This window comes from Mycobacterium sp. C31M (genome assembly GCF_053345865.1).
In genome coordinates this window covers 1-14288 of record NZ_JBKFAX010000027.1, presented here as the reverse complement: position 1 = coordinate 14288, position 14288 = coordinate 1, and the positions used below count along the sequence as shown (strand labels likewise).

Below are 14288 nucleotides of genomic sequence, written 5' to 3'. Positions count from 1 at the left end.
CTTGACTACTTGGTGTCGTCAGCCTTGGCTTCCTCAGCCGGAGCCTCCTCGGCAGCGGCTTCTTCAGCCGGGGCCTCGGTGGTCTCCTCGGTCACAGCCTCTTCCGCAACGGCTTCCTCGGCGGGAGCCTCGGTGGCTTGTTCGGCCTTGGCCTGCGAGGCGGCCGCACGACGTGCACGGTCGGCCTCGTTGGTCACGGTCTTCTCCCGCACCAGTTCGATGACCGCCATGGGAGCGTTGTCGCCCTTGCGGTTCTCGATCTTGATGATGCGGGTGTAGCCACCGTTGCGGTCGGCGAAGAAGGGTGCGATCTCCGCGAACAGGGTGTGTACCACATCCTTGTCGCGGATCTTCTTCATCACCTCACGGCGATTGTGCAGTTCACCCTTCTTGGCGTGGGTGATCAGCTTCTCGGCGTACGGACGCAACGCCCGTGCCTTCGGCTCGGTGGTCTTGATGCGGCCGTGCTCGAACAGCGAGGTGGCCAGGTTGGCCAGCAGCGCCTTCTGGTGCGAGGACGACCCGCCGAGGCGAGCACCCTTGGTGGGCTTGGGCATTACGACTATCTCCTTGTGGGGCCGGCCCCCGTATCAGGTAGGGCCGGGACGGTTGGTTCTTCGGGCGGGCGAAGCTGGGTGGGAATATGCCCTGTCAGAGCTGTTCGGTCTCGGCGAAGTCCTGGCCCTCGTCCAGGTCATAGCCGGTGTCGCCGGTCCAGGTGCCGGTGGCGACGTCGTAACCGGCAACCTCGGACGGATCGAAGGTGGCCGGGCTGTCCTTGAGCGACAGACCGAGCTGGTGCAGTTTGATCTTCACCTCGTCGATGGACTTCTGCCCGAAGTTACGGATGTCGAGCAGATCCGACTCGGTACGCGAGACCAGCTCGCCGACGGTGTGCACACCCTCGCGCTTGAGGCAGTTGTACGACCGCACGGTCAGGTCCAGATCGTCGATCGGCAGCGCGAAGCTGGCGATGTGATCGGCCTCGGCCGGCGACGGGCCGATCTCGATGTGCTCGGAATCGGTGTTCAGTTCCCTTGCCAGACCGAACAATTCGACCAGGGTGCCGCCGGCCGACGCCAAGGCGTCGCGCGGGCTGATCGAGTTCTTGGTCTCGACATCGAGGATCAGCTTGTCGAAGTCGGTGCGCTGCTCGACACGGGTGGCCTCGACCTTGTAGGTCACCTTCAGCACCGGGCTGTAGATGGAATCGACCGGGATACGGCCGATTTCGGCACCGGAGGCCTTGTTCTGCACGGCCGGAACGTAACCGCGGCCCCGCTCGACGACGAGCTCGACCTCGAGCTTGCCCTTGTCATTCAGCGCAGCGATGTGCAGATCCGTGTTGTGCACCGTCACACCGGCCGGCGGCACGATGTCACCGGCGGTGACCGCACCCGGGCCCTGCTTGCGCAGGTACATGGTGACCGGCTCGTCCTCCTCCGAGGACACGACCAGACCCTTCAGGTTCAGGATGATGTCGGTGACGTCTTCCTTCACCCCGGGAACGGTGGTGAACTCGTGCAGCACACCATCGATGCGGATGCTGGTGACCGCCGCGCCCGGGATGGACGACAGCAGCGTGCGCCGCAGCGAGTTGCCGAGGGTGTAACCGAAGCCGGGCTCCAGCGGTTCGATGGTGAACCGGGACCGGTTGTCGGCCAACGACTCCTCGGACAGGGTGGGACGCTGAGAAATCAGCATTTTTCTATCTCCTTCTCGGCACCCGCTATTTGATGCCGTCTGGGTGATTTCAGGCCGGTCGGCCCGAAATCATTACTTCGAGTAGAACTCGACGATGAGCTGTTCGGTCAGCGGCACCTGGATCTGCGCCCGCTCGGGGAGCTGGTGGACCAGGATGCGCTGACGCTCGCCCACGACCTGCAGCCAGGACGGGATCGGGCGCTCGCCGGCGGTCTGCCGGGAGACCTCGAACGGCAGGGTGTTCAGCGACTTGTCCTTGATGTCGATGATGTCGTACTGCGATACCCGGTAGCTCGGGATGTTCACCTTGACACCGTTGACGGTGAAGTGGCCGTGGCTGACCAGCTGGCGTGCCATCCGGCGGGTGCGGGCGAGCCCGGCTCGGTAGATGACGTTGTCCAGCCGGCTCTCCAGGATCTGGAGCAGGTTCTCGCCGGTCTTACCCGACTGCCGGTTGGCCTCTTCGTAGTACTTGCGGAACTGCTTCTCCATGACGCCGTAGGTGAAGCGAGCCTTCTGCTTCTCCTGCAGCTGGGTACGGTATTCGCTCTCCTTGATCCGCGCGCGGCCGTGCTGGCCGGGCGGGTAGGGGCGCTTCTCGAACGACTGATCGCCACCGACCAGGTCGACGCCGAGGCGGCGCGACTTGCGGGTTGCGGGTCCGGTATAACGAGCCATTTTCTAGATCCTCCCTAGACCCGGCGCCGCTTGGGCGGACGGCAGCCATTGTGCGGCTGCGGAGTGACATCGGAGATTGCGCCGACCTCGAGGCCGGCGGCCTGCAGGGAACGGATCGCGGTTTCGCGGCCGGAACCCGGGCCCTTCACGAACACGTCGACCTTCTTGACACCGTGCTCCTGCGCCTTGCGGGCAGCGTTCTCGGCGGCCAGCTGCGCGGCGAACGGGGTCGACTTGCGCGAACCCTTGAAGCCGACGTGACCCGACGAGGCCCAGGCGATGACGTTGCCCTGGGGATCGGTGATCGAGACGATCGTGTTGTTGAACGTGCTCTTGATGTGAGCGGCGCCGTGCGGGACGTTCTTCTTTTCCCTGCGGCGGGTCTTCTGACCCTTTTTGGCGGCGGTGCCGCCCTTCTTTGCCTGTGCCATCCGGGGTTACCTGGCCTTCTTCTTGCCGGCGATGGTGCGCTTGGGGCCCTTGCGGGTGCGCGCATTGGTCTTGGTGCGCTGTCCACGCACGGGCAGGCCACGACGGTGGCGCAGACCCTGGTAGCAGCCGATCTCGATCTTGCGACGGATGTCGGCCTGCACCTCGCGGCGCAGGTCACCCTCGACCTTGAGATTGGCTTCGATGTATTCGCGCAGGGTGGCGACCTGATCATCGGTCAGGTCCTTGGTGCGCTGGTCCCGGCTGATGCCGGTGGCGTCCAGGATCTCCTGGGAGCGGGTACGGCCGACGCCGTAGATGTAGGTCAGCGCGATCTCCATGCGCTTGTCGCGCGGGAGATCAACGCCCATGAGACGTGCCATCAGGCAGTGTTCCTTTTCGTTGCGGAGGTCTGTTCCCAGTCCGTTCCCCGTCTTGTTCGGGGTCCGGCCTCCGTGCCGGACGTGGTTGAGAGCCCTATGCCCTCAGTGGTACTGGGAGGTCTGCATTCAGTTGTGGGTGGTGCGTGTGACTCTTAACCCTGCCGCTGCTTGTGGCGGGGATCGGAGCAGATCACCATGACTCGCCGATGCCGGCGGATCACCCTGCACTTATCGCAGATCGGCTTGACGCTCGGGTTCACCTTCACGTTTCGCGATCCTGTTCTCTCGTCTGGTCTGGTGGTGGGCTGGTTACTTGTACCGGTACACGATGCGGCCCCGGGACAGGTCGTATGGAGAGAGCTCCACCACGACGCGGTCCTCGGGCAGGATGCGGATGTAGTGCTGCCGCATCTTGCCGCTGATGTGGGCCAGAACCTTGTGTCCGTTCTCCAGCTCAATGCGGAACATCGCATTGGGCAGGGGTTCGACTACGCGGCCCTCGACCTCGATGGCACCGTCTTTCTTGGCCATACTGTCTTAGCGATCCTTGCCTTCGTTTTCGTATCTCTGCGCCCCGGCACGACCGGGACACCGACTACATGACGTGAGCCGGATCCGAATCGCTAAGGTTCTTAGACGAGGCACGCAAAGAGTCGGCGCGCAAGTCGCACCGTTGGTCCATACTACCTGCCGGATGCCGTACCCCAAAATCACCGAAAGCGCAGCTCGAAAGCGGTGCGTCCGCGAGTGTGAATCGGTCGCGATCTCCGCGCGGTTTACTCGCAGCCGTTTCACACTCGGCGGTGAGCTATCCCTCGGCGGTCGCCTTGATGGCCGCGAGTGTCACCGGGATCCCGGAGAGCGCCGGCGCGGAACGCGCGGCGATCTGATTGTCGGCATCGTCGCCGAAGCGGCCGTGGAAGCCCTCGATGCCGAAATCCCAGCGGACCCAGCCGTCGTTGACCTCCCGCGAATTCGCGGCCGGGTTCGGCGGCCACCCACCTGGCTGCGGGTCTCCCAGGTGCGTTCGGGAAGCACGTTCCGCCCGGTGAACCAGGCCCCGGCCACCGCCCCGGCGTCGGGATCGTCCCACCAGCACACCTTGCAGACCGGACTCCACTCCCCATCAGGCCGATATCGGACACCAGCGCGTACATCGCTTCGGGGTCAAGGTCGACGTGGATCGAGTCGGAGAAATTCCAGAGCCGTCACAAAGCGCGAGCGTAGGCCCTTACGCCGTCAGCGATCTGACAGGGATAAGTAGTGGACCGTCGGCGCATAATCATCATTGATGTCTGACGCCGAGCGCCAACCCCGCAAACCAGTGATCCTCTCCGTTGATGACGACCCCGCCGTGTCCCGTGCCGTCGCGCGTGACCTGCGTCGTCATTACGGCGAGCGGTACCGCATCGTGCGCGCCGAATCCGGCCCCGACGCCCTGACCACCCTGCACGAACTCAAGCTGCGCGGGGACACCGTCGCGGTGTTCGTCGCCGACTACCGGATGCCGCAGATGAGCGGTATCGAGTTCCTCGAAGCCGCGATGGACCTCTATCCGATGGCCAGGCGGGTCCTGCTGACCGCGTACGCCGACACCACCGCGGCCATCGACGCGATCAACGTCGTCGACCTGGACCACTATCTGCTCAAGCCGTGGGATCCGCCGGAGGAGAAGCTCTACCCGGTGATCGACGGTCTGCTGGAGTCCTGGCATGCCGCCGGCGATCACGCCATTCCCTACACCAAGGTGATCGGCCACCAATGGAATCCGCGGTCCTGGGACGTGCGGCAGTTCCTGGCCCGCAACGGCTACCCGTTCAAGGCGTTCACCGCCGAGGAGCCCAAGGGCCGTCAGCTGTTGGAGGCCGCCGGCCTGGACGGCCGCCAGCTGCCGGTGGTGATCACCGAGGACGGCAAGCCCATGGTCGAGCCGACGGACACCGACCTGGCCAACATGCTGGGCCTGTCCACCGATCCGTCGCTGGAGATGTATGACCTGGCCGTCATCGGCGGCGGTCCGGCCGGCCTGGCCGCGGCGGTGTACGGCGCCTCCGAGGGACTGAACACCGTGCTGATCGAGCGTGCGACGACCGGCGGGCAGGCCGGGCGCAGCTCACGGATCGAGAACTACCTGGGTTTCGAGAACGGCATCTCCGGGATCGATCTGACGACCACTGCGCGACGGCAGGCCGAGCGGTTCGGCGCCGAGGTGATCACCACGCGCAAGGCCGTGCATCTGCAGGCCGGCGAGGTCGGCACGGCCCGCACCATCACATTCTCCGATGACAACGACGGCACCCGCACCATCGGCGCCCGTGCGGTCATCCTGGCCACCGGCGTCGACTACCGCGAGCTGTCGGTCGGTGGCTGTTCGGCGGCCGAGGAGTCCAATCTGATCGGGCGGGGTGTCTACTACGGCGCATCGGTGTCGGACGCCGCTGAATGCGCCGGCGAAGAGGTCTACATCGTCGGCGGGGCCAACTCGGCGGGCCAGGCCGCGATGTTCATGTCGAAGACGGCCAAGAACGTCACGATGCTGGTGCGCGGGCCCTCGCTGGAGGCATCGATGTCCTACTACCTGATCCAGCAGATCGAGGCGACCGAGAACATCCACGTCCGCACCTGCACCGAGGTGGTGGGCACCGCGGCCGAGGACGATCATCTGGTCGGGCTCACGCTGGCCGACCGACAGTCCGGACAGACGGAGGAAGTTCCGGCCAACCGGCTGTGTTGTTTCATCGGGGCGACGCCGCGCACCGACTGGCTCGACGGCGTGGTCGCCCGTGACGACCACGGGTTCATCCTGGCCGGGCCGGATCTGCGCGACGTGGTCGGCTGGACGCTGGACCGGCCGCCACACCACCTGGAAACAAGTGTGCCGGGTGTGTTTGTTGCAGGAGACGTGCGTTCGGAATCCGCCAAGCGGGTTGCCGCGGCCGTCGGCGAAGGGTCGATGGCAGTGATGTTCGTGCACCGGTACCTAGCGGAGGCCTGAGACATGAGTGAAGAGTGTGTGCGCGACGAACTGCGGACGCTGTTCCTGTTCGAGCACCTCTCCGATGAGCAGCTCGACACGCTCTGCGAGGCGGGCACCATCGAGAACTTCCCGGCCGGGCCCATCGTGCAGGAGGGTGAGCCGGCGACCTGTTTCTACGTCATGATCGACGGCGAGCTGATCATGTCGAAACGCTCCGGTGGGGTCGACATCCAGACCAACCGCACCTCACAGCGCGGTGTCTACTTCGGCGCGTGGTCGGCCTACATCCCCGGTGAGGAACAGCTCTATCAGGCGTCGGTGCGGCTGGTGGAACCGTCGCGGGTGTTCGTCCTCGAAGCCCGGGCCTTCGCCGAGTTCATGCGCGATCAGTTCCCGATGGCGGTGCACCTGCTGGAGGGCCACATGGTCGGCGGCCGCCGGCAGAGCCAGATCATCGGCCAGCGCGAGAAGCTGCTGGCCCTGGGCACCATCACCGCCGGTCTGACCCACCAGCTCAACAACCCCGCCGCCGCCACCGCACGGGCCGTCGCCGACCTGCGCGAGAGCGTCGGGCACATGCGGCACAAGCTCGCGATGGTGGCCGAGGCCAAGTTCACCCCGGAGGCGCTGCGGGCCCTGGTCAACATCCAGGATCAGGTCGCCGAGCAGGTCGCCAAGAACAAGGACCTGGAGCTGACCGCGCTGGAGGCCTCCGACCGCGAGGACGAACTCGGCGACTGGCTGGAGGACCACGGCATCGTCGGCGCCTGGGACTACGCCCCGACGTTCGTCGAGGCGGGTCTGGACACCGACTGGCTGGAACGGGTGTCCGCACTGGTCGACGATCTCGACTCCACCGCCTCGTTGCAGGGCGCCATCGGCTGGCTCAAGTACACGATCGACAACGAGCTGCGGATGAACGAGATCGCCGAGGCCAGCAAGCGCATCTCGGCGCTGCTGGCCGGGGCCAAACAGTATTCGCAGATGGACCGCGGCAGCTACGGCAGCGCCGACGTCCACGAGCTGCTGCGCAGCACCATCATGATGTTCGGTGACAAGATCGGCGGCCCGGGTAAGGGGCGGCCGGTCACCATCTGCAAGGACCTGGACAAGACACTGCCCGAATTGCAGTGCTATCCCGGCGATCTCAATCAGGTGTGGACGAACATCATCGACAACGCGATCCAGGCGATGGGCGGGTCCGGCACACTGACCATCCGTACCAGCCGGGACAACGAGGAGATGATCCGCGTCGAGATCTGTGATGACGGACCGGGCATTCCCGAGGACGTCATCGACCGGATCTTCACACCGTTCTTCACCACCAAACCGTTCGGTGAGGGCACCGGCCTCGGTCTGGACCTGGCCTGGCGGATCGTGGTGGAAAAGCACGGCGGCAACATCTCGGTGCAGTCCAAACCCGGTGACACCCGGTTCGCGGTGTGCCTGCCGCTGGTGGCGCCGGCACCGATCATCCCGACGCCGGGTGAGTTGTCGGCCGCAGGCACCGAATAATTCGAATCGCCATGCGGCGATCGGAATGCGCAGGGTTTGGCCTGAGGTTGACCGGACTATGACCAAACCAGATCTCGGACCGTACGGCGTCTTCGGGCATTACTCGCAGTGGCAGCAGCTCGACGGCCAACAGCTCAAGGACATCGAGGCGCTCGGCTATGGCGCCATCTGGGCCGGGGGATCCCCGCCGGCCGCGCTCGAATGGATCGACCCGATCCTGGCGGCCACCGACACGTTGGCGCTCGCGACGGGCATCGTCAACATCTGGACCGCGGCGGCCGGTCCCGTCGCCGAATCGTTCCACCGGATCGAGAAGGCCTTCCCCGGCCGCTTCCTGCTCGGGATCGGCGTCGGGCACCCCGAGGCGCATACCGAGTACAAGAAGCCCTACGACGCGCTCACCGAGTATCTCGACGCGCTCGGCGAGCACGGTGTACCCAAGGACCGCGTCGTGGTCGCCGCCCTCGGCCCGCAGGTACTGAAGTTGTCGGCCCGCCGCAGCGCCGGCGCGCACCCCTACCTGACCACCCCGGAACACACCGCGCAGGCGCGTGAGCTGATCGGGCCGGATGCCTTGCTGGCGCCTGAACACAAGGTGGTCCTGACGACCGACGCCGACCAAGCGAGGGCGGTCGGCCGCAAGGCCCTGGAGGTCTACCTCAACCTGGCGAACTACCTGAACAACTGGCGCCGGCTCGGTTTCACCGACGCCGATGTCGCCAAACCGGGCAGTGATGCGCTGGTCGACGCCGTCGTGGCCTACGGCAGCACCGAGGCGATCGCGGCCCGGCTCGCCGAGCACATCGCCGCCGGAGCCGACCATGTTCCGGTTCAGGTGCTGACGGGTACAGACAAACTGCTGCCCGCACTCACCGAGTTGGCCGGGCCGCTGCGCCTGCGCTGAGACCGCTGCACCGAGACGAAGGATGATGACGCCATGACAGACGCCGTGAACCTCAAGCCGGATCTGGGCCGCTACGGGGTATGGACCTTCGGGGTCCCGAAGCCGGATCAGGTCACCGAGATCGAGCGGCTCGGGTACGGCGCGGTGTGGATCGGCGGGTCACCGAAGGGCGACCTGAACTACGTCGAGCCGCTGTTGGAGGCCACCGAGAACCTGCAGATCGCCACCGGCATCGTCAACGTCTGGACCGCCGATGCCGCCGAGGTCGCCGAGGCGTATCACCGGGTGGAGAAGGCCTACCCCGGCCGGTTCCTGCTGGGCATCGGCATCGGCCACCCGGAGCACACCGAGGAGTACCGCAAGCCCTACGACGTGCTGGTCGAATACCTCGACGCCCTCGATGCCGCGCACGTGCCCACCAGCCGTCGCGTCATCGCCGCCCTGGGCCCCAAGGTGCTCAAGCTTGCGGCGGCGCGCAGTGCGGGGGCACATCCGTACCTGACCACCCCACAGCACACCGGACAGGCCCACAATCTGATCGGGAAGACCGTGTTCCTCGCGCCCGAGCACAAGGTGGTGCTGAGCACCGATGTCGACGAGGCCCGCGAGATCGGCCGCGGATCGGTGGACTTCTACCTGAATCTCAGTAATTACCTGAACAATTGGCGCCGGCTGGGCTTCACCGAGGACGATATCGCCAAGCCCGGTAGCGACCGATTGATCGACGCGGTCGTCGCGCACGGGACCGCCGATGCCGTGGCGGCCCGGCTCAACCAGCATCTGGAGGCCGGTGCCGATCACGTCGCCATCCAGGTGCTCGGCGGCTGGGACAAACTGGTGCCCACGCTGACCGAGTTGGCGGGTCCCCTCGGGCTCAACTGATTTCGGCGAGCGGCGCACGTCCCGCGTCTACGCTGACGCCATGCGGTGGTTGGTCAGCGTCGGCGCGGGAACTCGGTGCGCGCAATGAGCGCCCGGGAACTGAGCGTGCCCGGCGCCTGGGAGATCACCCCCGCCGTGCACAACGACGCGCGCGGAACGTTCTTCGAGTGGTTCACCGACAGGTCCTTCACCGAGATGACCGGCCACCGGTTCGACATCACCCAGGCAAACTGTTCCATCTCGGCGGCGGGGGTGCTGCGCGGTGTGCACTTCGCCGAACTGCCGCCGAGCCAAGCCAAGTACGTGATCTGCGTGCGTGGTGCGGTGTACGACGTGGTGGTCGACATCCGGGTGGGCTCGCCGACCTTCGGGCGCTGGGACGGTGTGCTGCTCGACGACCGGCAACGCCGTTCGGTCTATCTGTCCGAGGGCCTGGGGCATGCTTTCCTTGCCCTGGAAGACGATTCGACGGTGATGTACCTGTGCTCGGCGGGCTACGTCCCCGAGCATGAGCACACCATCCTGGCGACCTCGCTCGGTATCGACTGGCCACTGGAGCACCGGCTGATCCTGTCCGAACGCGATGCGGGGGCGCCGACGCTGGCGCAGGCACTGGCCGATGGACTGCTGCCGTCCTGGGCGGAGACCCAGGAGTTCGTGACGCGGTTGCGCTCGGGCTTGGGCTGACCCCGGCCGCGGGTCGTCAGTCCTGTAGCGAGGCGGGCGGGGTGAACCGCTCGCCGTACTTCGCGGCCAGTTCCTTGGCGCGGGCCACGAAGGCGGCCTTACCGACGCCCAGGGGACCCTGGTAGCCGACGATGAACTGGGCCGAGCCACCCGTGTAGCCGGGGTATCCGATGCCCATGATGGACCCGATGTTGGCATCGGCGGTCGAGGTCAGCACACCCTCGTCGAGACATTTCTGGGTTTCGATCGCCTCGGCGAACAGCATTCGGTCGATCATGTCCTGCAAGGGAATTCCACTGCCGCTGGTCGTGGTGAATGTGGCCACCAAACCGCCCCACAGGCCGATGCGCTTGCCGTCGGCGTATTCGTGGAAGCCGGCACCGGCCAGCCGCGACGGCCGGCCGATCTCGATCATCTTCGCCACCACGGCCTCACCCGGGTGGGCAACGTAGCCGTCCCCCACCGCGGCGCGCGTCTCCGCGGCGATCTTGTGGATCAGCTCCAGATTGAGTTCATCGGCCAACTGCAGCGGTGGAGCCGGGTAGCCCGCCTGCGATCCGGCATGCTCGATGCTGGCCGGCGCCGCGCCTTCGGTGAGCATAGTCATGGCTTCCTTCAGGAAGGTCATGATGACGCGGGAGGTGAAGAAGCCGCGGCTGTCGTTGACGACGATCGGGGTCTTCTTGATGGCCAGCGTGTAGTCGAACACCCGGGCCAGCGCCTCATCAGAGGTCTTCTCACCCTTGATGATCTCCACCAGCGGCATCTTGTCCACGGGGCTGAAGAAGTGGATACCGACGAAGTCTTCCTGGCGCTTCACGCAGGAGGCCAGACCGGTGATCGGCAGCGTGGAGGTGTTCGAGCCGAGGATGGCGTTGGGCTCGACGATGTCCTCGATCTCGCCGAACACCTTGTGCTTGAGTTCCTGGCTCTCGAAGACGGCCTCGATGACGAAGTCCACACCGGCCAGGTCGGCCGGATCGGCGGTCGGGGTGATCTTGGAGAGCAAGGCAGCAGATCGTTCTTCGGTGGTCTTGCCCCGCTTGAGCGCCTTGGCCTCCAGACCCTCGGAGTAGGCCTTACCCTTCTGGGCTGCCTCGATCGAGACATCCTTGAGCACCACGTCATAGCCGGCCTTGGCCGACACGTAGGCGATGCCGGCGCCCATCATGCCCGCACCCAGCACGCCGATCTTGGTGATCGGCACCGGCGTGATGCCTTCGGGGCGCGAGGCGCCACCGTTGATGGCCTGCAGGTCCAGGAAGAACGCCTGGATCATGTTCTTGGCCACCTGCCCGGTGGCCAATTCGGTGAAGTAGCGGCTCTCGATGAGCGAGGCGTTGTCGAAGTCGACCTGCGCCCCCTCGACCGCGGCAGCCAGGATGGCCCGCAGCGCCGGATTCGGTGCGCCCTTGAGCTGCTTGCGCAGGCTCGATCCCAACGACGGCAGCACCGCAGCCAGTGCGGAGGTGCCGGGGATCTTGTGGCCCTTGACATCCCACGGTTGCACGCCACCTTCAGGGTTGGCCTTGATCCACGCCTTGGCGGCCGGGATCAGTTCCTCGACGCTGCCGACGAGCTCGTCTAGCAGCCCGACCTCCAGCGCCTTCGCCGGGGCGAACCGCGTGCCCTGGGCGAGGATTTCGGTGTACGCCTTCTGGACACCGAACATCCGCACGGTGCGGGCCACGCCGCCGCCACCGGGCAGCAGGCCCAGGGTGACCTCGGGCAGGCCGATCACCACACCGCGACCGTCGAACGCGATGCGGTGATGGGTGGCCAGCGCGATCTCCAGACCTCCACCGAGCGCCGCGCCGTTGATGGCGGCGACGATGGGCTTGCCCAGAGTCTCCAGCGTGCGCAGATCGGCCTTGACACCGTGCACGGTCGTGAACGCCTCGGCGGTGTCCTGCGGACCCAGCCCCATCATCCACTTGAGATCGCCACCGGCGAGGAAGCTCTTCTTCGCGCTGGTGATCACCACACCGGTGATCGAATCCTTCTCGGCGACGATCCGTTCCACGGCGCTATGCAGCGAGTCCTGGCATGCGCGGTTGAGGACGTTGGTCGAACCGGTCGGGTCGTCCAAGGTCAGGGTGACGATGCCGTCGGCATCCTGGTCCCACGCAATCGTGTTCTCTGCCATGGTCTTAAACCCTCTCGATGATGGTGGCCACGCCCATGCCGCCGCCGATGCACAGCGTGATCAGCGCACGCTTGGCGCCGCGACGCTCGAGCTCGTCGACCATGGTTCCGGTGATCATGGCGCCGGTGGCGCCCAGCGGGTGGCCCATCGCGATGGCGCCACCGTTGACGTTGAGCAACTCGTCAGGGATGTTCAGGTCCTTCTGGAACTTCAGCACCACCGAGGCGAACGCCTCGTTCAGCTCGAACAGGTCGATGTCATCGACGGTCAGCCCGGCCCGGTCGAGCACCTTCTGGGTGGCCGGGGTCGGACCGGTGAGCATGATCGTGGCATCGGCGCCGCTGGTGGCGGTGGCCACGATGCGGGCCCGTGGCGTCAGATTCTGAGCCTTCCCCGCATTTTCGGAGCCGATGAGCACGAGCGCGGCGCCGTCGACGATGCCCGAGCTGTTGCCGCCGGTGTGCACGTGGTTGATCTTCTCGACCCAGTGGTAGCGCTGCAGTGCCACGTCGTCGAAGCCGCCCATCGCACCCATGTCGGCAAATGCGGCCTTGAGCTTGCCCAGGCTCTCCATCGTGGAGCCGGGGCGCATGTGCTCGTCGTTGTCGAGCACCACCAGTCCGTTCTGATCCTTCACCGGCACAACCGACTTGGCGAAGTAGCCGCCGGACCAGGCGGCCGCCGCGCGCTGCTGTGAACGCAGCGCATAGGCGTCGACGTCCTCGCGGGTGAAGCCCTCCATGGTGGCAATCAGGTCGGCACCGATGCCCTGCGGGGCGATCCGATTGTCATAGGTGAACGCGACGTCGTTGAACATCGCGCCACCGTCGGACAGCATCGTGATGCGGCTCATCGATTCCACACCACCGGCGAGCACCAGGTCGTCCCAGCCCGAGCGGACCTTTTGCGCGGCCATGTTCACCGCTTCCAGACCGGACCCGCAGAACCGGTTCAGCTGCACACCTCCGGTGGTGTCCGGCAGGCCTGCGGCGATCGCCACCGTCCGGGCGATATCGCCGCCCTGTTCGTGAATCGGTGTGACCACACCGAGGATGACGTCGGAGATCAGGTTCTCGTCGAGATCCGGGAAACGGACCCGGATTTCATCCACCAGGCCGACCACCAGGTCAACCGGCCTGATCGCGGTGAGGGCACCACCGCGCTGCTTACCGCGCGGGGTGCGGATCGCCTCGTAGATGAAGGCTTCGTCGGACATGTCTGCTCCTTGTCCTGTGCTGCTGAGGGTGGGATCGCGCCGGCTGTTACTTGTTGGCGCGGATGGCTTCGAAGACTTGTGCGTCGACCAGGGTTGAGGTGTCGCCGAGTTCGCGGCCTTCGGCGACATCGCGAAGCAGTCGGCGCATGATCTTGCCGCTGCGGGTTTTGGGGAGTTCGGGAACGACGTGGATCTCCCGGGGTTTGGCGATCGGTGAGATCTCCTTGGAGACCTCGGCGCGTAGTTCGTCGACCATCTGTTCGTGGCTGATCTGGGCGGCGTGGCTCTTGAGGATGACGAACGCGCAGATGCCCTGGCCGGTCTGCTCATCGGTGGCGCCGACGACGGCGGCCTCGGCGACCCCGGCGTGTCCGACGAGCGCGGATTCGACTTCGGCGGTGGAGATGCGGTGCCCGGAGACGTTCATGACGTCGTCGATGCGTCCGAGAACCCAGATTTCGCCGTCGCTGCCGTAGCGGGCGCCGTCACCGGCGAAGTACCAGCCCTGTTCGGCGAACCGGGACCAGTAGGTCTCCTTGAAACGTTCGTCGTCACCCCAGATGCCGCGCAGCATCGACGGCCACGGCTTGTCCAGCACCAGATATCCGGTGACGGGTTCGGCGCCGTCGCGGGCGGGTGCGAGGTCGTTACCGTCATCATCGACGATCTTGGCCGAGATGCCGGGCAGCGCGGTCATCGCCGAGCCGGGTTTGCAGTCGGTCACCCCGGGCAGCGGGGAGATCATCACCGCACCGGTTTCGGTCTGC

15 protein-coding genes and 1 pseudogene are annotated in these 14288 nt (G+C 65.9%); 5 read left to right on the top strand and 11 right to left on the bottom strand.

All coding sequences use genetic code 11. The features are described from left to right. Nucleotides 1–5: 5 nt before the first annotated feature. The 8 genes and pseudogenes from rplQ to ACLBYA_RS29290 all read right to left on the bottom strand — a co-directional run bounded on the left by rplQ (nucleotide 6) and on the right by ACLBYA_RS29290 (nucleotide 4351). Nucleotides 6–557: a 50S ribosomal protein L17 gene (rplQ, locus tag ACLBYA_RS29325; RefSeq protein WP_447712995.1), complete on the bottom strand. Its 552-nt coding sequence runs from the start codon at nucleotides 555–557 to the stop codon at nucleotides 6–8. 94 nt (nucleotides 558–651) lie between these two features. After that, a complete protein-coding gene (locus ACLBYA_RS29320) occupies nucleotides 652–1704 on the bottom strand; it encodes a DNA-directed RNA polymerase subunit alpha (RefSeq protein WP_447712994.1) in 1053 nt (350 codons plus the stop codon). Nucleotides 1705–1776: 72 nt separating this feature from the next. Next, the gene (gene rpsD / locus ACLBYA_RS29315; protein ID WP_447712993.1) at nucleotides 1777–2382 is read right to left on the bottom strand and encodes a 30S ribosomal protein S4; all 606 of its coding nucleotides are present in this window, start codon (nucleotides 2380–2382) and stop codon (nucleotides 1777–1779) included. 14 nt (nucleotides 2383–2396) lie between these two features. After that, nucleotides 2397–2813 carry a 30S ribosomal protein S11 gene (rpsK, locus tag ACLBYA_RS29310; RefSeq protein ID WP_019512358.1) on the bottom strand — a complete coding sequence of 139 codons (417 nt, stop codon included), beginning with the start codon at nucleotides 2811–2813 and terminating at the stop codon, nucleotides 2397–2399. Between the two features lie 6 nt (nucleotides 2814–2819). Next, entirely contained in the window at nucleotides 2820–3194 is a 375-nt protein-coding gene (gene rpsM / locus ACLBYA_RS29305) for a 30S ribosomal protein S13 (RefSeq protein ID WP_447712992.1), read from the bottom strand. Nucleotides 3195–3346: 152 nt separating this feature from the next. Then, complete coding sequence (rpmJ, locus tag ACLBYA_RS29300; RefSeq protein WP_079925868.1) at nucleotides 3347–3460, bottom strand: 50S ribosomal protein L36; 114 nt, start codon at nucleotides 3458–3460, stop codon at nucleotides 3347–3349. Between the two features lie 43 nt (nucleotides 3461–3503). After that, nucleotides 3504–3725 (bottom strand): translation initiation factor IF-1, encoded by a 222-nt coding sequence (gene infA, locus ACLBYA_RS29295; RefSeq protein ID WP_003418601.1) that lies wholly within the window; start codon nucleotides 3723–3725, stop codon nucleotides 3504–3506. Between the two features lie 277 nt (nucleotides 3726–4002). Continuing rightward, a pseudogene (locus ACLBYA_RS29290) lies at nucleotides 4003–4351 on the bottom strand (SRPBCC family protein). 134 nt (nucleotides 4352–4485) lie between these two features. Between ACLBYA_RS29290 and ACLBYA_RS29285 the strand changes: the two are divergent. The 5 genes from ACLBYA_RS29285 to rfbC all read left to right on the top strand — a co-directional run bounded on the left by ACLBYA_RS29285 (nucleotide 4486) and on the right by rfbC (nucleotide 10159). After that, complete coding sequence (locus tag ACLBYA_RS29285) at nucleotides 4486–6189, top strand: FAD-dependent oxidoreductase (protein WP_447712991.1); 1704 nt, start codon at nucleotides 4486–4488, stop codon at nucleotides 6187–6189. Nucleotides 6190–6192: 3 nt separating this feature from the next. Continuing rightward, nucleotides 6193–7686, top strand: coding sequence for an ATP-binding protein (locus ACLBYA_RS29280; protein WP_447712990.1), 1494 nt, complete (start codon nucleotides 6193–6195; stop codon nucleotides 7684–7686). A 58-nt stretch (nucleotides 7687–7744) separates the two neighbouring features. Then, on the top strand, nucleotides 7745–8590 hold the full coding sequence (locus ACLBYA_RS29275) for an LLM class F420-dependent oxidoreductase (RefSeq protein WP_447712989.1): 846 nt from the start codon (nucleotides 7745–7747) through the stop codon (nucleotides 8588–8590). A gap of 33 nt (nucleotides 8591–8623) precedes the next feature. Then, nucleotides 8624–9472, top strand: a complete 849-nt coding sequence (locus ACLBYA_RS29270) for an LLM class F420-dependent oxidoreductase (RefSeq protein ID WP_447712988.1) — start codon at nucleotides 8624–8626, stop codon at nucleotides 9470–9472. An 84-nt stretch (nucleotides 9473–9556) separates the two neighbouring features. After that, nucleotides 9557–10159 carry a dTDP-4-dehydrorhamnose 3,5-epimerase gene (rfbC, locus tag ACLBYA_RS29265; protein WP_447712987.1) on the top strand — a complete coding sequence of 201 codons (603 nt, stop codon included), beginning with the start codon at nucleotides 9557–9559 and terminating at the stop codon, nucleotides 10157–10159. A 16-nt stretch (nucleotides 10160–10175) separates the two neighbouring features. Here rfbC and ACLBYA_RS29260 read toward each other — a convergent pair whose 3' ends face one another. The 3 genes from ACLBYA_RS29260 to ACLBYA_RS29250 all read right to left on the bottom strand — a co-directional run. Beyond that, a complete protein-coding gene (locus ACLBYA_RS29260) occupies nucleotides 10176–12305 on the bottom strand; it encodes a 3-hydroxyacyl-CoA dehydrogenase NAD-binding domain-containing protein (RefSeq protein WP_447712986.1) in 2130 nt (709 codons plus the stop codon). 4 nt (nucleotides 12306–12309) lie between these two features. Continuing rightward, nucleotides 12310–13521, bottom strand: a complete 1212-nt coding sequence (locus ACLBYA_RS29255) for an acetyl-CoA C-acetyltransferase (RefSeq protein ID WP_447712985.1) — start codon at nucleotides 13519–13521, stop codon at nucleotides 12310–12312. Nucleotides 13522–13567: 46 nt separating this feature from the next. Continuing rightward, nucleotides 13568–14288, bottom strand: a 721-nt coding sequence (locus ACLBYA_RS29250) for an AMP-binding enzyme (protein WP_447712984.1), incomplete at its 5' end; no start/stop codon positions are given.

Coding starts and splice junctions, on each gene's coding strand:
- rplQ (WP_447712995.1), bottom strand. CDS start 557: ATGCCCAAGCCCACCAAGGGTGCTCGCCTCGGCGGGTCGTCCTCGCAC.
- rfbC (WP_447712987.1), top strand. CDS start 9,557: ATGAGCGCCCGGGAACTGAGCGTGCCCGGCGCCTGGGAGATCACCCCC.
- ACLBYA_RS29275 (WP_447712989.1), top strand. CDS start 7,745: ATGACCAAACCAGATCTCGGACCGTACGGCGTCTTCGGGCATTACTCG.
- ACLBYA_RS29280 (WP_447712990.1), top strand. CDS start 6,193: ATGAGTGAAGAGTGTGTGCGCGACGAACTGCGGACGCTGTTCCTGTTC.
- ACLBYA_RS29320 (WP_447712994.1), bottom strand. CDS start 1,704: ATGCTGATTTCTCAGCGTCCCACCCTGTCCGAGGAGTCGTTGGCCGAC.
- ACLBYA_RS29270 (WP_447712988.1), top strand. CDS start 8,624: ATGACAGACGCCGTGAACCTCAAGCCGGATCTGGGCCGCTACGGGGTA.
- rpsK (WP_019512358.1), bottom strand. CDS start 2,813: ATGGCACAGGCAAAGAAGGGCGGCACCGCCGCCAAAAAGGGTCAGAAG.
- ACLBYA_RS29285 (WP_447712991.1), top strand. CDS start 4,486: ATGTCTGACGCCGAGCGCCAACCCCGCAAACCAGTGATCCTCTCCGTT.
- rpsM (WP_447712992.1), bottom strand. CDS start 3,194: ATGGCACGTCTCATGGGCGTTGATCTCCCGCGCGACAAGCGCATGGAG.
- rpsD (WP_447712993.1), bottom strand. CDS start 2,382: ATGGCTCGTTATACCGGACCCGCAACCCGCAAGTCGCGCCGCCTCGGC.
- ACLBYA_RS29260 (WP_447712986.1), bottom strand. CDS start 12,305: ATGGCAGAGAACACGATTGCGTGGGACCAGGATGCCGACGGCATCGTC.
- infA (WP_003418601.1), bottom strand. CDS start 3,725: ATGGCCAAGAAAGACGGTGCCATCGAGGTCGAGGGCCGCGTAGTCGAA.
- ACLBYA_RS29255 (WP_447712985.1), bottom strand. CDS start 13,521: ATGTCCGACGAAGCCTTCATCTACGAGGCGATCCGCACCCCGCGCGGT.